A 21,811-nucleotide genomic window follows, 5' to 3' on the forward strand; every position below is an offset into this window, starting at 1 on the left:
ACCTCAAATTCAATAAAATATTCTTCTAAAGATCATAAGTAAAATTCAAATTAGCCTCTCTCAGTAAAGGAGCCTTCTCATCTTTGCCGGAAAGTACCGGAGTAACATGAATAGGCCATTCAATCCCTATAGATGGATCATTCCAAAGAATTCCCCCGTCGCATTCAGGCGCATAAAGCTCATCACATTTATATTGAACCTCAACATCTTCGGTAAGCGTCATAAAACCATGAGCGAACCCTTTTGGAATCAGTAGCTGCTTCTTATTCTCTGCACTAAGCTCTACCCCATACCACTTCCCGTAAGAGGGACTTCCTCTTCTAATATCCACTGCCACATCAAAAATAGAACCACGCGTACAACGGACAAGCTTAGTCTGAGCTTTGGGATTCAATTGGTAGTGGAGACCTCTCAGCGTCCCTTTCGCAGCAGAATAGGACTGATTATCTTGTACAAAAGCAGTATCAATACCTTGCTCTTTGAATTTGGCATCACTGAAGGTTTCCATAAACCATCCCCGATGATCTCCGAAAACAGCAGGCTCTACAATAAATACGCCTGGAAGCATCGTTTCCGTTAGTTTCATATTCCCCACACCTTCAATGTTTAATATTGGATTTTTCCGGTGGCGACTTTGATTAAATATTGCCCGTAGCCAGTTTTACTCAGTTTCTGACCACATACCAGCAGATGCTCTTTAGTGATCCAGCCATTAATATATGCAATTTCCTCAAGAGCTGCTATTTTGATTCCTTGATGATCTTCAATAGTTCTGACAAAATTAGTGGCATCTACAAGACTCTGATGAGTTCCAGTGTCGAGCCAAGTAAACCCGCGGCCCAGTAACTCAACATCCAACTCACCAAGTTTAAGATATGCTTCATTAATAGAAGTGATTTCAAGTTCACCTCTTACCGAAGGCTGTACATTCTTAGCAATTTCCACAACCCTATTATCGTAGAAATACAACCCCGTAATTGCATAATTGGATTTCGGCTCAGAAGGCTTCTCTTCTACACTGAGCACCTTACCTTCTTCATTAAATTCCACTACACCAAAACGCTCCGGATCCTGCACATGATACCCAAAGACAGTTGCACCAACCTCTTTATCTGAAGCACGTTTCAGCATTTTCCGTATGCCGTTTCCGTAATAAATATTATCCCCTAATACCATAGCTACAGAATCTTCTCCAATAAACTTTTCTCCCAAAATAAAGGCTTGTGCTAGGCCGTCGGGTGTCGGTTGTACGATATATTGGAGGGTGATTCCAAACTGAGACCCATCACCCAAAAGACTCTCAAATCGTGGAGTATCCTCTGGAGTGGAAATAATAAGTATTTCATTTATTCCCGCTAACATTAATGTGGAAAGTGGATAATAAATCATTGGCTTATCATAAACGGGTAACAACTGCTTACTAGTAACCATCGTTAAAGGATATAGGCGCGTTCCGCTACCACCTGCTAGAATAATACCTTTCATAAAGAGCCCCTTCCTACATTCAACATAAACTTAATTAACTAATTAATATTTCAGTCAGGTTTATACGTAAATATTATCTGTTAAATATCTATATACAGACGATTATTTATCTATACCGTATATCACGAAGTATACTTTTCCATCCTCTAGAAAATCTAAAGTATCTACCTGACATTGCCTCTAGAAAAACTTTCCACACTCGAACCACTATTTCGGGATGAAGTTTATTCCGATGCTCCAAATGTCTATTCTTCTCTGTTAATTGGGTTAAGCCCTCCCTTTTAAGTAGCTTCTGTTTAGGTTTGAGGAATTCTATCAATGCAAGAAAGTCAACATTTTTCCCCTTTTTCACATTTTTATTTTTTGAAATCTCAATTTCGCTAAAAATGTCTTTTTTAAGAGCCCCTAATTGGTTGTTAGCATGCTGTCTATACTTTATCAATCTCTTATCCAGCGCTTTAATTTCCTTATCTTTCATTACTGCTACAATAATTGATATCCAAGCGTCATGGACCCAGTTGTCGTGAATGGGCAGAAGAGATTTTTTGAGTTCCCCTCTAAAGGCCATAGTAGCACCAGTGACGACATTTTGTTTCAACAGAATTCTCTCTGGATATTTATCAAACTCTTTTTGAGATTTCTGTGAAAAACCAACCGATTTCCATAGGTCGTACCCCATAAAATTTAGATCTTGATCCACAATCTCAGCGTTTGTAAAGACCGCACATAAGTTAGAATTACGATAGAATTCCATCTCTATGTCTTGAATTTTATTTTCATTCCATACATCATCTTGATCAGCGAGGAAAATTATGTCTCCAGTACAATACCCAATCGCCTTTTCAAAGTTTTTGGTACTTCCCATTTGGAATTGGTTAATAAATAAGTTTACTTTAAAAGAAACTCTATTTCTAAAACCATTAATTATTGCAACTGTACTATCCGTTGAACAATCATCACATATTACTAATTCATCCGGTAATCTAGATTGGCTTGAGATACTATCTAATTGCTCGAGTAAATATTCCCCTCCATTATATGTACACAGAGCTATAGAAATCTTATAATCTGTCAACATTTCATCTATCCTCTTATATTATTTTTCAACAAACACAAAATACTTATTATTTTTTCTTCTTTAAGAGTAAATTATACTGTCTATCTTTTTTTAAAATAATATATCAGCTTTTTCAGCTTCAATTCCTTAAAAATCATTAATAAAACACCGTAATATAAAATACTAAGACACAACGAAACGAATAGTTCCAAAAACAAGTTATCTATCGATAAAATATTTTTCGAAAAACACAATGCAATCCCTAAAAATATAGCAATCAGGAATAATTTAACTAACAGCAGAATTGAAATATTCCATTTTATGTGTTTTTTTGAAGTGAAATAAATAATTATAGGATATAACAAAAGAGCTATTAATGTAGCTAATGAGGCTCCCAAATAACTATATCTGGGAATTAATACTATATTCAAAATAGCATTTACTACAACACAAATTAAAACGTAAAGAAGCATTCTTTTAGTTTTCCCTAAAATCTCGTATCCCTTATGACCATACATAGCAAAATTCCAGGCAAAGTATCCTACGAGTAGAATAGGAATTATAATTGCTCCTTCTCGAAATTCTTCTCCTAAAAGAAGTTTAACTATGGAGTCCCTATAAACAGTCACAAAAGAAACTACAGGTGTTACTACAAGTAAAAAAATTCTTGAGAAATTTGATATTACAGACTCAACATGCTTAGTGTCACCTTGTTTAGCTGCAACATTCATTATAATTGGATGTGCTGCTGTAATTAAAGGACCACATAATAATCCTAATCCCGCTGTCACAATATTGTTGTTTGCTGAATATATACCCACGTCACTAGCAGACTTAAAGTATTCTAACAAATATCTGTCACTCATATTTAGTAAGGACAACCCTAGAAACCAACCAATCATAGGAAATCCAAAGGACAGTAATTTTGTAGTAAATTCTTTAAATGATTCTAATGAGTCGAATTTTTCAGTCTCTTTATATTTGAAAAGATCATAATACATTGGAACAATTAAAATCAAAAAGGATAATACCATTCCCCAAAATAATGATTCTGTGTTTTTCCAAAAAAAAAGGTATAGTCCAATACTAATTATCAATTTTAATACTGCATTAGAGATTTGTATAATTCCGTAAAGTTTAACCTTCATTTCTGATTGATAGATTGTACTTCCAATATTAAAAAGACTTTGGAATGAGACTAACAAAAATGTAACAAAATAATATTTTTTATATTCACCAATAATATCTTTAATAATAGGATATAAAGACATAAAAATAATGGCAAAAAATAGAATTATGTAGAATACCAATCTTTTTATATACTGATTGAAATTCCATAAATTATTCTCTTCTTCATACTGTGGCCTAAATTTTTGTATTGATTGAACTAACCACTGAGAGATTAACGGTGATAAAATGCTTACTGAAGTCAGAACAAGAGCATATTGACCATACTCTAAGGGAGAGAACATTCTGGTGAATATCACAAGACTAAGAACCCCTAAAACTGCTGGGATTAGAATTGCAGGTATATATGCTAACGTATCTTTACCAAATCTCGCTAATATGTTTGTTTTCTTTTGCTCTAAGGGTTCCAATTTTCCACCTCTTTGTATCATTTCCCATTCATTCTTTAGTGGGAATTCTATTTAATACCCAAAAAACTCAAGAATTATATTTTTATATTGAACCAGTTTTCCCAATGATAAAATCAACCACTCCTTTAGTTATCCATTTCAACCTTTCTTTTCTTGGGGAAACAAATAATGGGAAATAGAAAAATTTAAATATTAATACTAAGCTATACTTTATCTTAAATTTTATTGGAACATAACTACGCTTAAAAAGAAGTAGCGTATTTCTAAATTGATAATAGTGTCTAATAGGAGAGGGTATTCCAATACCAAAACCCGCCAATTCCCTCCTCCCTTCTCCTAATCGATGAGCCATGATTGAATCTGCTATTATATAAGTTTCATATCCTTTTTCTCGGGCTCTCCAGCACCACTCCCAGTCTACAAGATCTATGAATAATCCAACTTCCATACCACCAATAATTTGATAAGTTTCCTTCGCTATTAAAGAACCTGAACTTAATGTTTTGTCTACTTTCATTAAATTCATGCCTGAATTACGCCTCTTTTTTGTATATAAATCCCTCTCAGTCTTATCACGATTATATGTAAGAGGGCCTACACAAGCGACTTTTATCTCTTCTTTCGACAAATAATTATATGATGAACATAAATCATCCAATAATTTCTTGTTAATATAACTATCTTGATCTAATAAAAGAACAGCTTTAAATCCATTTGAGAATGCCCAATTCATACCATGATTTTGAGCTTCGGCTATTCCTTTGTTCTCCCCTAGAGTAATTATCTGAGAAAAGCTCTTAAATAGTTTAACAGCTCGCTGAATCTCATCCTCAATACTATTATCAACAATGCACACATTTAATTTATTTTCCTTTAAATTTTCTATACTAGCCCTTAACTCTATGATATTTGGATTAAATGTTACAATAACTATACAAACGTTTGAGTAATTTAAATCGCTATCAGTCAATCATCTCACCCATTTTCTTTAACAAACCATGTTTTATACCTTTTACCATCATCTTCATTCTCAACGACCTAGGTCCGATAAATAAAGAAAACACAATAAATTCAATTGGTTTTATCAAAATACTTCTAATCTTCCAGTATCGAGGAACATAGGCTCTGGGCAAAAGAATTATTGTATTTCTAAATTGATAATAGAGTCGAATAGGTGTACTAACTTGTAAGGAAAACAAATTGAATATGGACAAATCCCTTTCTCCTACTCTGTGTGCCATTTCAATTCTTTTTGATACAAATACTGAATACCCTTCCCTCTTTGCTCTCCAGCACCACTCAAAATCTACATTATCAATAAACAGACCTACTTCCATTCCCCCAATAACTTCATAAGCTTCTCTTAAAATTAATGATCCGGAACTAATAATTGCATCTTTTTTGATAAAATCCGAAATATCCATTTTACTATGAAATAGCGGTTTATATGTTTCACCAGTATCCCTATTATATACAATAGGACCAATGCAAGCGATTTTGTAACCAGCGCTTTTCAACTTGAAAGCTCCATTGAGAAGTTCTTCTACTAAGTTTGGTGGTACATGACTATCCTGATCCATAATAAGAACTGCCTCAAAGCCTTCATTAAACGCAAGTTCCATTCCTTTATTTTGCGCTGCTCCAATACCTCTATTTTTATTAAACGCGAAATATTGGACCTTATCAAAATCACTAAAACAATATTCATAGTTAACATTTTCACTTTTTTCAGAATTATCAATAATAACAGCATGATCTACTTGTGGCAAAACTACCTTTAAATTATTAATCAATTCAGGAATATTTGGATTATATAACACAAAAATTGCACAAACCTTTTTTTTATGCATCTATTGTTCCTCTTTTTTGCAATTCTTTTTTTAATGAGATTAAAATCATGATTATTATGATATTCGCTGAATCGAATATATAAGGATTTGTTATAGCATAAATGAGATAACATAGATATATCAAATATATATACTTATTTCCAAAAAAACGAATACTTAGGATAATATTTAGTAATATAAATATAAAAAAATTAATAAACCCTAACTGATTAAGTATATAGATTGATTGTAATTCATAATATATAGCTTTACTATAATCTCTATAGTTTGATTGTAAAGTTATAGTATTTCCAAGTCCCTTTCCGAACAAAGTACTCCCTATAGATACCGACATATCTTTGAGTAGTAAATCAAATTGTTCACTTCTAATAGACAAAGAAGATTCTGATTTCATTTCTAACACTTTAGTTGTATAAGATATTATTGGAGTAATAATTATTGACATTATTATCATAATAAAAAATAGTCGTTTGGTTATTTTTGATAAATTTTTAGTTGATTTAAAGAAATAGTAACCTATAAAAAATATGCCTATAGATACAAAGAAAGCAAAGTTTCCTGCTATTATAACGGCACTTAACATTACTAATAATAATATCTTTTTAAAGAAATTATCTTTTAAATATACCGTTCCAACAAATAAACCAGTAGGTAACAGAGAATTCCCTAAAATTTGAATCTTAAAGAAATAACCATTATATGTATATATGTCACCCAATCCGGCAGAGAGATATTGAAATCTAATCATTGAATTGAATGCAGGACTAGAATTGAAAATCATATAAAGTTCAAATATTATAAGATATATACTCTGTAGAGCCATCAAAAATATGAAAATTTTCAAAAAAAACCCTTTGCCAGGTATGAAATAACATAAGGGAAGTAACATCAATATCATGAAAAACCTTATTGAAAATTCCGGATTATTGCCTAAAAAAACCACAGAGTACATCAAATAAATAAATAGCGCTAATGTATAAATGACAACAGTTCTTGAAAGAAAGACATCAACTGATCTTATATTTCTAATCATTCGAGGTACAGAAATAAAAAAAATCATTAATAAAGAAAAAAGAATAAATTTAGATAAAACAGGAAAATTCGTTTGTCTGGTCATACAGAATAAACAGATAAAGAAAAACAGTCCTAATAAAATATCATACGCACTTCTAGCTTGATTGGTTTTAATCTGCAAGAGACACACATCCTAATATTTATCGAAAAACTACTCATTTGAATTTCTTAAGTACCTTTTATAAATATAAGCACGAAATTCACTCGGAAGTAAACGAATAAATAATCGTTTGGTTATATTTTTCACCGCTACATATTTACCAATTAATCCCAAAAAAATAAATACTCTTTGCAACTTGATTTCAACAAAAAAATATTTCAAACCGCCTCTTCTTTTAAACATTTCCTGTCCAGTACGCACGTCTAGTAATACTTCAGAAATATTAGCAAATTTATATCCATTAACTAACATTCTAACCCAGAGATAATAATCTTCATTCCATAAGAAGCTTTGATAATTACCAGCATTAATTACATCTTTTTTTCTGAATATTACAGACATATGATTCATAGGATTCCGGATTTTCGCAGTTCTTATAATTTCTTCATGGGTTAAAGGTACATTCCTAACAGAAATAATATCATTAGGTTCCCTTTCAAATTCAGCGATCCATGAGCCCATCACACTTATATCTAGATTCTTTTCCATAAACATAATTTGCTTTTCGAATCTATCTGTTCTACAAATATCATCACTGTCCATTCTAGCAACTAATTCATAATCACATTGATTGAGACCAACCCTCAGCGCTTCACCCAATCCAACGTTGTCTTTCAAATTCACAACTTTAACGATATTTACATTATTCTCTTTAAATTCATCGATTATCGTATTTAATTCTTTAGTTAAGGGACCATCTTTCACAATTACAATCTGAGACGGCTTTAAGGTCTGATCAATTATACTATTTAATGATTTTTCAAAATGTTCTGGTATCTCTTTGAGATAAATTGACATCAACACGGAAAATTGAGACATATAACACCTCATAATCTAAGTAATTATTATTCACGGTTATACCAATTCAAGCAATTATTTAATCAATGATTAAAACCAATTCTATATACTCAATAAAACATCTTCACAGTTTTTTTGTATTATATTGAATTTGTTTAAATATAGCATAACCTTATACTGAAATTTTTAGTTATCATATCAATAATACGAGCCGTTTTAATTATAAAACAATATGGTATTTTAACTATAATTACTTTCCTCTTTAATTCATCTGCAACTAACCGTACCAGTTGAATAAAGGAGATATCAATATTATTGGCAATTATGATGCGTTCCCCTAAGATTACGGAATTATTAATACTTTCAATTATTGCATTCACCGCATCCTTACATATGTAAAGGTTTTTACATTACTTCCATCTCCAAAAATTAAAACATTTCCAGCGCTGCTTCCTCAGCATACCTTTGAATTTCCGTAGACATATTTGGTGCCTTTATAGAATATTCATTAATAAGAGGGTAGTTGTCATAAACCGCTACAGTGCTTATAAATATCACACTTTTAACATTATTATTTAAACACATTTCGAATAGCTGTATTGTCTTTTCAAAATCCGTCTTATAAAAGTCTTCTTTATTAGATACTAATTTAGGAAAAAACTTTTGCTGCACAATGAATTACGGTATCAATTTTCTTTAAACTCTCCGAGATTAGTAAACTGTTACTTTGTCTCTGATTTTATCATCAAGTGATTCAGGAGTACGAACTAAACACCTTACATCAGAGCATTTTAATTCTAACAATTTCTCTACAAGTTGATAAACAAGACACCCTATTGAACCAGTAATTAACATTATACTTCCCTATAAAGTTATCATAAGCACTCCCATGTCATGCTTTTATTCCTTTTGCTTTAAATACATAACTACATGTTAAATATAGAATTTTAAAATCCAACTTTATTGACCAGTTCTTAAGGTAATATTCATCCAAACTTACCTTCTCAGCAGTGTCTATCTCGTCCCTTCCATTTATCTGTGCCCATCCGGTAATGCCGGGAAGGATATGATGAATTCCTTTCTCCGTCCTACTCTTAATAAGTTCATTTTGATTATGTAAAGCAGGTCTCGGTCCTACAAAACTCATTTCTCCTAAAAACACATTAAATAATTGAGGTATCTCATCTAAACTTGTTTTACGTAAAAATTTACCGATGGCTGTTACATAGTCAGCTGGATTAATTCGATCCGTTGGAATATCAGGAGTTCCTATTTTCATCGAACGGAATTTATAAATGGTAAACAACGAGTTGCCCATTCCGATTCTTTTCTGTTTAAACATCACAGGGCCTGGGGAATCTAGTCTAATTGCTATTGCTATAATAACTATAAAGGGTGATAGCAATATTAAACCAATTAAAGAAAATGTAATATCAACGATTCTTTTCAAATTACCTCACCTTTATCATTTTTTTCAACGACACATAGTTCATAAATAATTTTCACAAGTAAGTAAGATTATAAGAGAGGACAAAACTAATACTGAGTTACTTTTGACAGCCCCCGTATTTAGTGAATTTCTAAATAATTTATAGATGTCACTACTACTCAATTTGCCGTATTTCCAGCTAAATCTTTGCCAGCCTGTAATTCCGCCTCAAAAGCACTTCGATATTGTTGAATGATATCTGTACTATATCCATTTGCTTTCAATTGTTGTTCGGCATCAGCCACAATACTATTAAAGCTTGCAGTAAATGAAGACAATTGTTCTAAGCCCTTGTTCTTAATACTGGCTTTACTAGCATCATCTTTGGCAGCTACATACTCAAGTGCAATACTCATCAAAGTTGACTGACTTTGACTTTTTAATGCATTAAGCTTAGCTTCCGTTGCACTTGTTATGTCTTCATATGAAACTTTCCCAGAAGTTGAGCCACCGGCCTGTGATGGAGTTGTAGTAGTTGCTCCCTGGCCTGCATTACCAGCTGTATTCCCTTCATTCACTTGTTCTTGGTAAGCCTTAGATGTAGCCGTAATAACCTTCGCTTTCTGATCCCAGTTGATTACGTTTCCTACTGATTCTGAAAGGAAGCGAAGCGGCACATATAGTGCTCCATTTAATATATAACTAGTCTGGTTAGCAGGCAGACTTTTGATAACTCCATCAAATACAAAGCTTGCCTTCACTGTAGTTAAGGTTACAGGTTTAGATTCAGAAAAGGTAATTTTAGTATTCGCAGCATTCATTATATATTCTTTAATTACAACCGACTCAGCACTGCTTGGTTCACCTACGGTAACCTTGAGATTCTTAGCATCCCAGGTAACGCTCTTTTGCAGTGCATAAGACATAAATCTTACAGGTACATAAGTCGTATTGTTATGAATAAATACTAATTGACCAGAAGGCGGTACCATACTTACACCATCAAATATCATTTTGACATTCATATTTTGAACTTTAGCAGAGTTATTATAAATCGATGGTGTTGCGGCAGTAGCCACTGAAGCAGCCGATGCAGATAAAGGTGCCGAAGCTGTTAATGGGGCAGCCCCGATGGATAAGAGGAGCAGTAGAGCTGCTGCAGGAATTTTGACTTTACTCATTGCTGTTCACTTCCTTCTTCTTGTGCTTTAGACTGTTCTTCTTCAGCTAACACTTGTTCTTGTGTTTTCCCTTCGCTTACTCCATACTTCTTCGCAATCTGTGAAAGTTCATTATATTGTTCCTCTGACACTTTACCAAGAATAATACTGCGTGCTTCGCGTTTCTCATCTATGGTTAATCCACCCGATGCTAGCTCCTGCAAACGTTTGATATCCGACACACTTAATTGACCCATTACAATAGATGCAACATCCGCTTTTTCCTTAACTGTAACATTTTCTTGTATTTGCTTAGCTTTATCAGCTGAGACCTGTGCAGAATATCCGCCCACATCTGTGTTCTTGTCCGAGGACGGACTTCTTGATGCTTGGGGTTTTGCCGAAGGAGAAGCAATATTCCCACTATTCTCAGCTGTCTTCTGTGCCGTGACAGGTTGACTAGTTGCAGTCTCTGAAGCCGGCGCTGATACAGTTGGAGTATTTGTATTGTTGAACGGGTTATCCGCAATTGCTTCAGTTGGCTTTACCGTTTCAGCAGGTGCTATAGTAGGTTCCACGATTACGCTCCCGCTATTCGATACATTGTTAGATTCTAAATCCAGCCCACCGGCCATGGAGGTCATTAGTTTATCCACCGCATAATTTGCAGCAAACAATCCACCAATTGCTAATACCACTACTACAGACAGAGACCACGCCAGTACTTTCTTCCATCTCTTGTTGAACATAGTAATCCCTTCTTTCAGAATAGTTAGCTAATAGCGGCTTGAGCAACGGGCTGCATGGGAACAATCTGATTAATCACTTCGCGGATCGCACTTGGCTCTTCGGTTAATACACGTTCCAACCGCTTAAATTCCAACTCTAGCTGATTCTGACTGATTACATTTGGTTTACCTATAAATATACGATCATGTTGAGTCGAACCCAGATTCTCTTCATCTGTTAAGAGCTCTTCATAGAGCTTCTCACCTTCGCGGATACCAGAGAACGTAATATTGATATCCCTATAAGGTTCGTATCCTGACAAGGTTATCAAATCCTCGGCCAAGGTAAGAATCTTCACAGGTTCACCCATATCCAGTACAAAGACTTCTCCGCCTTTGGCGAAAGAACCGGATTGGATGACCAACTGTACAGCTTCAGGAATAGTCATGAAATATCGTACCATTTCAGGATGGGTGACAGTAACAGGACCACCTGCAGCGATCTGCTGTTTGAAGGCTGGTATTACACTACCCCGGGAACCTAAGACATTACCGAATCGCACTGCAGAGAACTTAGTGTGGCTTGTAGTATTCAGACTCTGTACGTACATTTCTGCAATACGCTTGGTTGCTCCCATTACGCTAGTAGGGTTGACCGCCTTATCAGATGAAATCATCACAAATCGCTCTGCTCCAAATCGGTCCGCACAATCAGCCACATTTCTTGTTCCGAAGACATTATTCTTAATCGCTTCCGATGGATTGCGCTCCATCAGAGGAACGTGTTTATGCGCTGCCGCATGAAAGACAACATGCGGTCTGAACGTGCGGAATACATCCATCATGCGATTGCGGTCTTGTACATCTGCAATGACCGTAACAATCTCAAGATCAGGAAACTTCTTACGCAGTTCCATTTCAATGGTATAGATACTATTTTCCCCATGACCCAGCAATAGAAGCTTCTCTGGAGCAAAGGGTGAAACTTGACGGCACAACTCCGAGCCAATAGATCCGCCAGCACCCGTTACCATAACCGTCTTATTATGAACATAGCCTAGAATGCCATTTAAATCTGCTATAATCGGCTCACGTCCTAGTAAATCTTCCACGCTAACATCACGAAGCTTCTTCACAGATATTTTCCCGGCAATCAGATCATTAAGTGCGGGAATAATTTTAAGCTTAGCACCTGTAGTTTTGGCTAAATTGATAATCTCGGAGATCTCGGTTCTCGATATAGATGGCATTGCAATTATGATCTCATGAATATCTTTTTCTTTGACAAGCCTTGGCAGATCATACCTATTCCCCAACACAGGCAAGCCCAAGATAGACATGTGATATTTATTGTGATCATCATCTATGAACCCTATCAATCTCGTATGCGCAAAGGAAGGCCCCATCATTTCCTTCGCAATCAGCATGCCGCAATCCCCTGCTCCAACAATCAGTGCATGGGTTTCGGTTTCTTTATTAGTGATCCGGTCATTCCGAAAAACTCTCCATAAGAACCGCACTCCCCCAACCAAGACCAGAATCGTTTCCATCGAGCGAACTTCCACTCCAAAGGGTACTCGTGCCGGAAGGAGCAGCAGTGCTATCACATAGGAACTAATAGAACCAATGACAATCGCCTTAAGGATAGAGACGATTTCTCCAATACTGGCATATTGCCACATCCGCCGGTAAAGACCGAAGTAGATCAAGCTTCCCCCGATAACAATCGTCGAGATGATGCCAAACTGCAGCATCTGGACTACATAATCATGAGGGATACCATCATAGAACCGGAACCAATATGAGGTAGCAATGCTGAACCAAATGATGGCCAGATCAATGAAGAACAACACGAACACTCTAGATTTTGCTGTCATTTTTAGTGCCTCCAAAAATAACATTTTCTCTACCGAACATTGTCAATTTCCGTAGTAGTAATAATAGTAGCCTTCGCTAGCTTTGCGCTTGACGTTATTAAGTACTACCCCCAGCATCTTCGCCCCTACACGATCAAGATTGGCCTTAGCCTTAACGGCTATATCACGTTTCACCTTGCCATAGCTGACTACCATAATCACACCATCACTCTTGGAAGCCACAATCTGTGCATCCGTAACCGCTAAGAGCGGCGGAGTATCGAACATAATCACATCAAACTGTTGACGAAGCTCCTGCAGGACTGTACTCATCCGGTTCGAAGCCATCATCTCCGCTGGATTCGGAGGAATCGGACCAGAAGTCATAAGGTATAGGTTAGGAACTCCAGATTCCTGTATAACCTCGTTTAAATCCGCCTGCTGTGACAGCAAAGAAGATAACCCGTAACGGTTGCTTAAAGAAAAGGTTTTGTGTGCCGTAGGCTTCCGCAAGTCTCCATCGATCAAAAGCACTTTCTTATCTGCTTGTGCATAGGCGGCCGCAAGATTCGCGGTTACTGTGGATTTACCTTCCTCAGGTCCGGAAGATGTGACCATAATGACCTGAATCTGTTCATCAATCGAAGAAAAGTCAATATTGGTCCGCAAAGCCCGAAATGCTTCCGATACAGGCGAACGCGGATTCGTTACGGTAATCAGATGGCGTTGTTTATTTGGCTGCTGTGACATGTTCGAGATCCCCTGCCTTTCTGGATAGCTTCTGTGCTTGCGTTTCTGTAGACTTGGTCTCTTCTTGTCCGAGTCTGGTTATCATTGCTATCGTCGGCAGACCCAGGTATTTCTCAATATCCTCTTCTGTCTTCAGGGTGTCATCCATGTACTCCAGCAGGAAGGCAATCCCCAGGCCGATCATCAGTGAAACGATAAAGGCAATTGCCAGGTTCATCACTACATTAGGTTCAACCGGTCCTGGTGCAACAGTAGGATTAAGCTTGGCTTCATTCAAAATCGATACGTTCTGTACATTGAACAGGGAGGGAATTTCCTGCTTGAACACAAGTGAAATGGCATTCACGATTTCTGCTGCTCTCTGATAAGAATTATCTCGAACGACAAGTGTCATCACCTGCGTATTATTTACCGAACTCACATTAACCTTCTTCAGCAACTCTTCTGCAGTAGTGTTAAATTGCGGATAGTCCTTGGCTACAACATCCAGAATGGCTGGTGTCTTAATAATTTCCTTGTACGTGTTAATTAATTGAATATTAGTATTAATCTGATTCAAATCCAGCTGTGATGCTGCTGACTGCACTTGCTGTGTCTGATTAACAATAATCTTCGTTGAAGCTTCATACACCGGATTCTTAATGTATAGGCTATACACACCGGCAAGAAGACAGACGACGATAACAATACTTACAATCATCCACAGTCTCTTTCTTACAATCTGAAAATAATCGCGAAGATCCAATTCTTGTGCTGACAAGTGAATTTCCCTCCAAGCTGTTTCTGTAATATTTCAATTCACGCTAAAAAAGTGCCCCCTCTCACATGAACGAGAGGAGGCTCTCCACTTGCTTGTATTATTCTTACTTGAAGTTCATTGTACGATAGATGATTACAGCTGCTTCTGCACGGGTAGCAGTAGCGTTAGGGTTGAACTTGCCTGCATTACCGATAACCAGGTTATTGCTGGCTGCAAAGGCTACGCCGTCTTTCAGGGAAGCACTGATCTTCGCTGCATCCGAGAATTTGCTAAGTGCTGTTGCATCAGCAGTTGCAGCAGGCTTGAGTGCTTTCACCGCACGGGAGATCATTGTAGCCATCTCAGCACGTGTGATTGTCGCATTCGGATCAAAGGTTGAAGCATTGCGTCCAGTGATAATGCCCTTCTCAGCAGCAACTGCAACGTATGGAGCATACCATGCAGTAGAGCTTACATCGCTGAAGCTTTCTGTTGCCGTGCTGTTCTCAAGGTTGAGTGCACGGATCAGCATCTTCGCGAATTCAGCGCGGGTAACATTGCTCTTAGGAGCAAACTTGCCGGAGCCGATTCCTTCAATTGCACCCTTAGCGGCTACAACTTGAATCTGTCTTCCAGCCCAAGCTTGTACGCTTGCGGTATCACTGAAGCTTACTTTGTTCTCTACTACAGCGTAGGAAGAGAAGGTGTCGCGCGGCTCAACGATGAAATCACCGTCAACAACGCCGCCTTGGAACTGCAGTTTGCCGTAAACAATCTTCGATACAGACAGAAGCTCTTTATCCAGTGATGCTGCACCAACCAGAGGAAGCTTGATTGTCAGTGGTTGTTTGAAGGTTGTTGTAGCTACTCCACCAACGGTCAGGTCGAAGGAATAAACTTTCGAAGCCAATTTCAGGCTAGTGATCGAAGTTACTGTAGTGTCAGCTTCTGTAGTAACCGTCAAAGTTACTGCATCACTGAATTGTCCGACTGGAATTGTAACAGTCAGGCCGTTGAAGGTAACCGCGATATTCGCAATACCTTTAGCTTTAGCAGCTTCAATGATCGCTTTGGACAGTGGAACTTCTACAGTCGTTGCGGTCACTGTACCCAAGTTCAATGTTAGTGTAAGACCAGTTTTACCTGGGTTAGCTGCCAACAGTGCATCAAAGGCTTTAAGTACATCAGCATCTACCAGCTTCAATGTTGCTTTACCGTTAACAACACTTACCAAAGCCGATACATCATAAACGCCAGGAGTTGCACCTGGAGTAGTAACTGTTGTACCGCCTCCAGTACCACCACCAGAAACAAGCGGATTAGTACGGATGTAGGCGAGAGCAAGTGCCTGTGCAGCAGGTTTTGCGGATTTGATCTGCGTATTCACATTATCAAATGTCTGCACGAGATCATCAGCTGTGATACCCAAGTTGTATACTGCATCACTTACAGTCAGTGCACCTACGCCAGTCTTGTGCTCAAGCACTTTGTAAACAGCATCTTTAACCAAGGTCTTCTGGGACTCCGGATTACCGATGAGGTTGATCATATCTGCAGTAGACTTACTTCCCAGCAATGCACGAAGCTCTGCCTCTACGCCGTTAGTAGCGAAGAAGAAGTCCAGAATATCGTCGAAGCTGAGGCTGTCCACTTTCGCTTTGGCTGCAATGTTGTTAAACAATTTAACGTTGTTAACATCATAACGGATGCCTTTAAGAACATCGAAATCACTTGCATATACATCATATACTACGCTGGAAACGCTCTTGAAGAGCTTCAAGGAAGTAGCCTTATCTTCACTGTTAAGTTGCAGTTTGCCGAGTACTGGTGCAAAAATATCCTCGAACTTCGCCTGATCAATTCCGGCAACTTCTTTGGAATAGTTCTGCAAATAAGTTACTTCTGTTGCAGTCAGGTTATTGTAGATTGCCGTAATCTTGGCTTTTACTGCGTTGTGATCGACTGCTGCTGCAGATGCTACGCCAGTCAGATGTTTAGCCAATCCTTCGCTGCTGAACGGAAACCCTGCTACGGATGCTGCTGCCATGCTTACTGCTAATGTTGATACTGCCAGTTTCTTCTTCAAAGACACTTTTCATCCACCTCTTTGTATGTAGTTATGTTGCTTATACTGCTGCGCTATCAGAGAAGTTTCGCCCTAACTCACACTAATCTGATAAAATATAACAATAACCCAGTAATACCCATTCTACCATCAATTGAGAGGTTGGTCACCCTTTACGAGAAAAAAATCCGAACATTCTATGAAGTCTCTTGCCGGAATTAGTATAAATGACCCGGATTAGCTCCTCATTTGCGATGATTCTCTGCGAATTTTGGCGGAAATTGTCGAACGTCACAGTCCCCAGCTCTTTCTCCACAACCTTGAAAGCTTCACTTAATCCAAACGGACGATGACTACTGTCATGTGCATCCGATGCAACAATATGTACGGCGTTTCTGCGACACAAATCAAGCGACAGCTTCTGCAGTTTACTTCCAAAGGTTCCGGCCAGACTCTGGGCGGTTACCTGACCTACGGCTCCCAGCTCTACTAATCTTTCTAATGTGGCGGGATTAGCAGCGACCTCAGCATTGCGCTCCGGGTGGGCGATGACCGGAACGAAGCCTTGAATAACCAGCTCGTGGCAGGTCTCCTCCATTGTGCGTGGCACACGTGAAGAAGGCATTTCCAGCAGGATGTATTTCGAACCCGCCAGGGTCAGCAATTGACTCTGCTCCAAATCATTCAGCAGATCCCCGTAAAGGCGGATCTCCTGGCCGGGAAGCACAAGCAGCGGAAGACCAGCCTGCTGAATTCTCTCATTGAGCAGCTGCACAGCTTGTCCAATAGTTGGAGCGGGGTTCATATATACTCCATTAGCATGATGTGGTGTGGCAACAACAGTGGAAATGCCATCTTGTACGGCATCCTGTGCCATGGAGAGGGCCGCTTCCCAGTCAGTGGCTCCGTCATCCATAAAAGGCAAAATGTGGCTGTGAATATCTATCATATACTTTTTATCGGTCCTTTTCCAGAAAAATTATAGAGTTTCGCAAAAAAATACAACCATTTCACTAGGAAATGATTGCCAAGTATATAGCTATTGTATCCTCAAGCCTCCAAAAATAGCAATCTATGAGCTATGAATGCAAGCTGGCCATCAATATCTCGTGGATCTATGGCAGACTGAAGGGAGTTGCGCTGATCCAGCAAACGATCAACCCTGCGGCGCAGTTCTTCTATCTCTCGCTCTATAGCATCTGACTTATACAGATTCATCATCTCTGAAAGAGAATGCTTATGCTGATAGATCAGCTTGCTGCCAGCAGACGTCAATTCTGAGATCCGGCGGACAGAACCTCTCTCATAATCATAGATCATGGTAAACCCATGATAGATTCTATTCACTGTCCCCGTTCCTTTATAGGTGACGAATAGTTTGCGGACAGCATTGTTCAGATGGGGATTAACTACCCGGCAGGAAAGTGTGCACCAATGGATGTCGCCTTTACGCTCTACCGACAGGCACACCTCCTCACCCCCGGCTTCCTCGAGAACAATCATCTGTTCCCCGCCTCCAAGCACCTTCACCCGGTGACTGATATAGCAGGTATCGGCTGTGAGCAGAAACTGGTTCATCTGAAATTCCGTCAATTGCATTGTTGCATTTACATATTCTGTAGCCAATCGCTGAGCCATAACCATCCCTCTATTCTTTGTAAGGCCTTTACAATGATTATACATCGATGAGTGTGGGTTTTCTCATGAGCGGAAACAGACTGTAAGCTGATAATTCAACCTATACCTTGAGAATAGGAGGAGAGTCAAAGGATTGCGCTCTATTGCTAACTTATACACAGGATAAAGCCTTGTTTCAGGATTCCTGCTCTTCTTCAGGCACAACTTCATTTCCTGCTATCTGCTCAGCTTGATCATTTAGACCATCCGGATCAGACATCTCATCCGTATCTTCTTCTGTAGCCTGCAGACTGTAACTTTCAATTAACGCCCACAGCTCATCCTTGCCAAGACCGATTTCCGACGAGAATGGAATGAAGTTATCTCCCGGCAGCACACCAAGCTCCTGTTTCATCACTTTGATATGCTTGGGCCAGCGCGTCTTAGGAATTTTATCGGCCTTAGTAGCCACCACGCAGAGCGGCAGGTCATAGTGCTTAAGCCAATCAAACATCATCTTGTCATTGCCGGTCGGCGGATGGCGCAGATCTACAACAAGCAGGATCAATTTCAGCGTGTCACGCTCCGCCATGTATTTTTCAACCATTTTGCCCCATGAGGCCCGCTGGGTTTTGGATACCTTGGCGTAACCATATCCGGGAAAATCGACAAAATACATATCTTCATTCACACGGTAATAGTTCATATGCTGGGTTTTGCCCGGTGTGGAGCTGGTACGTGCCAGGTTCTTGCGGTTAATCATACGGTTAATCAAAGAGGACTTCCCGACGTTGGAGCGCCCTGCCAGAGCAATCTCTGGCAAGGCGTCCGTTGGGTATTGATCAGGGCCTACGGCACTGATGATAAATTCGGCATTGTTAACTTTCATAGGACTTCCTTTCTAATGCACACTACTCGGCGCTTCACTGCTTATTTCTGTATGATGATGATCTACCAGCGCATGCTGCAGTACTTGATCCATATGGGATACAGGTACGAACTCCACATCATTACGCACACTCTCCGGAATATCCTTGAGGTCGCGTTCATTGTCTTTTGGAAGAAGGATTTTTTTGTAGCCGGCCCGGTGGGCTGCCAGCGACTTCTCCTTAAGTCCGCCTATTGGCAGGACACGTCCGCGGAGTGTAATCTCTCCCGTCATTGCTACATCCTTCGAGACATACCGTTTCGTGAGTGCAGAGATCAGCGCGGTAGCAATGGTAATCCCGGCAGACGGACCATCCTTCGGTATCGCACCTTCAGGGATGTGAATGTGAATATCGTTCTTCTCATGGAAGTCAGGCGCCAGACCCAGCTCCTCCGCTTTGGAACGGGTATAGCTGAAGGCGGCCTGTGCCGATTCCTTCATTACATCGCCCAGCTGCCCGGTCAGCGTCAGCTTGCCGGTACCCTGGACTACCGTCACTTCGATCAGCAGCGTGTCGCCGCCAACCTCGGTCCAGGCCAGACCGGTAACCGTACCGATCTGATCCTCCAGCTCCGCCATTCCATAGCGGTACTTCGAAACACCAAGATAATCCTTGATCTCTCCCGGAAGAATAATGACTTCTTCCTTCTCTCCGGATACAATCTGCTTCGCGGCCTTCCGGCACAGCGCAGCAATCTGCTGCTCCAGATTACGCACCCCGGATTCCCGTGTGTATTCACGGACGATCTTCAGCAGCGAGTCATCTTCAATCGTCAGCTGTGTATCCTCAAGCCCGTGGTTCTTACGCTGCTTCGGCAGCAGGTAACGGCTGGCTATCTGCAGCTTCTCAAGCTCCGTATAGCCGGGGATAAACAGCATCTCCATCCGGTCGAGCAGCGGACGCGGAATGTTGTGCACAGCATTCGCCGTTGTCACGAACATTACGTTCGACAGATCGAACGGCAGCTCCACAAAATGGTCGCTGAAGGTATTGTTCTGTTCCGGGTCCAGCACTTCAAGCAAGGCTGCCGACGGGTCCCCGCGGAAGTCAGCCGCCATCTTATCAATTTCGTCAAGCAGGAAGACCGGATTAATGCTTCCGGCTGTCTTCATCCCTTGGATAATCCGGCCTGGCATAGCACCGACATAGGTGCGGCGGTGCCCGCGGATCTCAGCTTCATCACGCACGCCGCCGAGCGAAATGCGGACGAACTTACGGTTCAGGGAACGGGCGATGGAGCGCGCCAGTGAGGTTTTGCCGACGCCCGGAGGCCCTACGAGACAGAGAATCGGACCCTTCAGCTTCTTGACCAGCTTCTGCACAGCCAAGTATTCCAGCACGCGTTCCTTCGGTTTCTCAAGACCGTAATGATCAGCATCCAGCACCTGCTCCGCCTTCAGAATATCCAGATCATCTTCCGTAGATTCGCTCCAAGGCAGTCCGAGCAGCCAATCGACGTAGTTGCGGATGACACTGCCTTCGGCTGAGCTGGCAGGCATTTTTTCTAATCGGTCGATTTCCTTCTCAATCTTCTCCTGCACCCGCTCCGGCAGATTCTTCTCCTGCATTTGCGAGCGCAGCTCATCGGCTTCACCAGCCCGGCCCTCTTTCTCCCCGAGCTCTTTCTGGATCGCTTTCATCTGCTCACGCAGGTAATATTCCTTCTGGGTCTTCTCCATCTGCTTCTTCACCCGCTGGTTGATCTTACGTTCCAGCTCGAGTACTTCGCGCTCATTATTAAGAAAGTCGAGCAGCTTCTCCAGACGTTTGCTGACGTCAATGGTCTCTAAAATCTCTTGCTTATCCTTAATCTTCAGTGCCAGGTGGCTCGTGATCACATCTGCCAGACGGCCAGGCTCTTCAATATCGGACACGGCAGCAAGCGTCTCTGGGGTGACCTTTTTGGATAAGGTGATGTAATGCTCAAACTGGCTCAGTACCGTCCGCATCAAAGCGTCGCTCTCCTGATCGACGTCCTCCTGCTCCGGCAGCTCGCGTGCCATAACCTCGTAATACTCCTCATTATCCGTATAATGAATAATTTCGGCCCGTTCCACTCCCTCTACCAGCACACGAATCGTGCCGTTCGGAAGCTTCAGCATCTGCCGCACATTCGCGACGGTGCCGACCCGAAAAATATCTTCTTGTCCAGGCTCCTCAATATTCACTTCTGACTGGGAGCAGAGGAGAATCAGGTTATCTTCAACCATAGCTTTTTCCAGCGCACGAACAGATTTCTCGCGCCCTACATCAAGGTGAAGAACCATGCTAGGGTACACGAGAAGACCTCTAAGCGGCAATAAAGGAAAACGACGACCTTTGGATTTGTTTGGTATCATCGCTTTCGCACCTCCCATGGTTCTCAAGTTATGTCATATGCATTCATTCTAACAAAAGCGGCATCAAAACACCAATTGGCGGCTTGCGATACAAAGGTTGTTGGTCTGTTAGAGGACATTTGAAGGGCTAAGATGCCCAAAACAGATTTTGGCACAGTCTTTAGTATTTGTGGTTCT

At 40.1% G+C, this 21,811-nt stretch carries 20 protein-coding genes; all 20 read right to left on the reverse strand.

Annotated elements, in window-relative coordinates:
* Positions 1 to 25 precede the first annotated feature (25 nt).
* The 20 genes from rfbC to lon all read right to left on the reverse strand — a co-directional run bounded on the left by rfbC (position 26) and on the right by lon (position 21,634).
* Positions 26 to 586: a dTDP-4-dehydrorhamnose 3,5-epimerase gene (rfbC, locus tag JRJ22_RS23240; RefSeq protein WP_206101704.1), complete on the reverse strand. Its 561-nt coding sequence runs from the start codon at positions 584 to 586 to the stop codon at positions 26 to 28.
* Between the two features lie 20 nt (positions 587 to 606).
* On the reverse strand, positions 607 to 1,485 hold the full coding sequence (gene rfbA, locus JRJ22_RS23245; protein WP_206101705.1) for a glucose-1-phosphate thymidylyltransferase RfbA: 879 nt from the start codon (positions 1,483 to 1,485) through the stop codon (positions 607 to 609).
* Positions 1,486 to 1,591: 106 nt separating this feature from the next.
* Complete coding sequence (locus JRJ22_RS23250) at positions 1,592 to 2,563, reverse strand: glycosyltransferase family 2 protein (RefSeq protein WP_206101706.1); 972 nt, start codon at positions 2,561 to 2,563, stop codon at positions 1,592 to 1,594.
* An 80-nt stretch (positions 2,564 to 2,643) separates the two neighbouring features.
* Positions 2,644 to 4,140 carry a lipopolysaccharide biosynthesis protein gene (locus tag JRJ22_RS23255; protein WP_206101707.1) on the reverse strand — a complete coding sequence of 499 codons (1,497 nt, stop codon included), beginning with the start codon at positions 4,138 to 4,140 and terminating at the stop codon, positions 2,644 to 2,646.
* Between the two features lie 82 nt (positions 4,141 to 4,222).
* Positions 4,223 to 5,110, reverse strand: a complete 888-nt coding sequence (locus JRJ22_RS23260) for a glycosyltransferase family 2 protein (RefSeq protein WP_206101708.1) — start codon at positions 5,108 to 5,110, stop codon at positions 4,223 to 4,225.
* Positions 5,103 to 5,990, reverse strand: coding sequence for a glycosyltransferase family 2 protein (locus JRJ22_RS23265; protein ID WP_206101709.1), 888 nt, complete (start codon positions 5,988 to 5,990; stop codon positions 5,103 to 5,105). The genes JRJ22_RS23260 and JRJ22_RS23265 overlap by 8 nt, the downstream gene beginning before the upstream one ends.
* Complete coding sequence (locus JRJ22_RS23270; RefSeq protein ID WP_206101710.1) at positions 5,983 to 7,185, reverse strand: hypothetical protein; 1,203 nt, start codon at positions 7,183 to 7,185, stop codon at positions 5,983 to 5,985. The genes JRJ22_RS23265 and JRJ22_RS23270 overlap by 8 nt, the downstream gene beginning before the upstream one ends.
* Positions 7,186 to 7,215: 30 nt before the next feature.
* Complete coding sequence (locus tag JRJ22_RS23275; RefSeq protein WP_206101711.1) at positions 7,216 to 8,043, reverse strand: glycosyltransferase; 828 nt, start codon at positions 8,041 to 8,043, stop codon at positions 7,216 to 7,218.
* Between the two features lie 408 nt (positions 8,044 to 8,451).
* Entirely contained in the window at positions 8,452 to 8,694 is a 243-nt protein-coding gene (locus tag JRJ22_RS29810) for an NAD-dependent epimerase/dehydratase family protein (protein ID WP_206101712.1), read from the reverse strand.
* 220 nt (positions 8,695 to 8,914) lie between these two features.
* Positions 8,915 to 9,472 (reverse strand): sugar transferase, encoded by a 558-nt coding sequence (locus JRJ22_RS23285; protein WP_206101713.1) that lies wholly within the window; start codon positions 9,470 to 9,472, stop codon positions 8,915 to 8,917.
* A 158-nt stretch (positions 9,473 to 9,630) separates the two neighbouring features.
* Positions 9,631 to 10,632, reverse strand: a complete 1,002-nt coding sequence (locus tag JRJ22_RS23290) for a stalk domain-containing protein (protein WP_206101714.1) — start codon at positions 10,630 to 10,632, stop codon at positions 9,631 to 9,633.
* A complete protein-coding gene (locus JRJ22_RS23295) occupies positions 10,629 to 11,360 on the reverse strand; it encodes a hypothetical protein (RefSeq protein ID WP_206101715.1) in 732 nt (243 codons plus the stop codon). Before JRJ22_RS23295 ends, JRJ22_RS23290 begins: the two co-directional genes overlap by 4 nt.
* A 23-nt stretch (positions 11,361 to 11,383) precedes the next feature.
* A complete protein-coding gene (locus JRJ22_RS23300) occupies positions 11,384 to 13,216 on the reverse strand; it encodes a polysaccharide biosynthesis protein (RefSeq protein WP_206101716.1) in 1,833 nt (610 codons plus the stop codon).
* Positions 13,217 to 13,258: 42 nt separating this feature from the next.
* On the reverse strand, positions 13,259 to 13,945 hold the full coding sequence (locus tag JRJ22_RS23305; protein ID WP_206101717.1) for a CpsD/CapB family tyrosine-protein kinase: 687 nt from the start codon (positions 13,943 to 13,945) through the stop codon (positions 13,259 to 13,261).
* Positions 13,926 to 14,705, reverse strand: a complete 780-nt coding sequence (locus tag JRJ22_RS23310; RefSeq protein ID WP_206101718.1) for a YveK family protein — start codon at positions 14,703 to 14,705, stop codon at positions 13,926 to 13,928. Before JRJ22_RS23310 ends, JRJ22_RS23305 begins: the two co-directional genes overlap by 20 nt.
* Positions 14,706 to 14,808: 103 nt before the next feature.
* Entirely contained in the window at positions 14,809 to 16,776 is a 1,968-nt protein-coding gene (locus tag JRJ22_RS23315; protein WP_206101719.1) for an S-layer homology domain-containing protein, read from the reverse strand.
* Positions 16,777 to 16,915: 139 nt separating this feature from the next.
* Complete coding sequence (locus JRJ22_RS23320; RefSeq protein WP_332461341.1) at positions 16,916 to 17,698, reverse strand: tyrosine-protein phosphatase; 783 nt, start codon at positions 17,696 to 17,698, stop codon at positions 16,916 to 16,918.
* A 101-nt stretch (positions 17,699 to 17,799) separates the two neighbouring features.
* Positions 17,800 to 18,387, reverse strand: coding sequence for a non-ribosomal peptide synthetase module (locus tag JRJ22_RS23325; RefSeq protein ID WP_206101721.1), 588 nt, complete (start codon positions 18,385 to 18,387; stop codon positions 17,800 to 17,802).
* 175 nt (positions 18,388 to 18,562) lie between these two features.
* On the reverse strand, positions 18,563 to 19,255 hold the full coding sequence (gene yihA / locus JRJ22_RS23330; protein WP_206101722.1) for a ribosome biogenesis GTP-binding protein YihA/YsxC: 693 nt from the start codon (positions 19,253 to 19,255) through the stop codon (positions 18,563 to 18,565).
* Between the two features lie 12 nt (positions 19,256 to 19,267).
* Entirely contained in the window at positions 19,268 to 21,634 is a 2,367-nt protein-coding gene (gene lon / locus JRJ22_RS23335) for an endopeptidase La (RefSeq protein WP_206101723.1), read from the reverse strand.
* Between the last annotated feature and the right edge of the window lie 177 nt (positions 21,635 to 21,811).

The organism is Paenibacillus tianjinensis (assembly GCF_017086365.1).
Lineage (GTDB): Bacteria > Bacillota > Bacilli > Paenibacillales > Paenibacillaceae > Paenibacillus_AQ > Paenibacillus_AQ tianjinensis.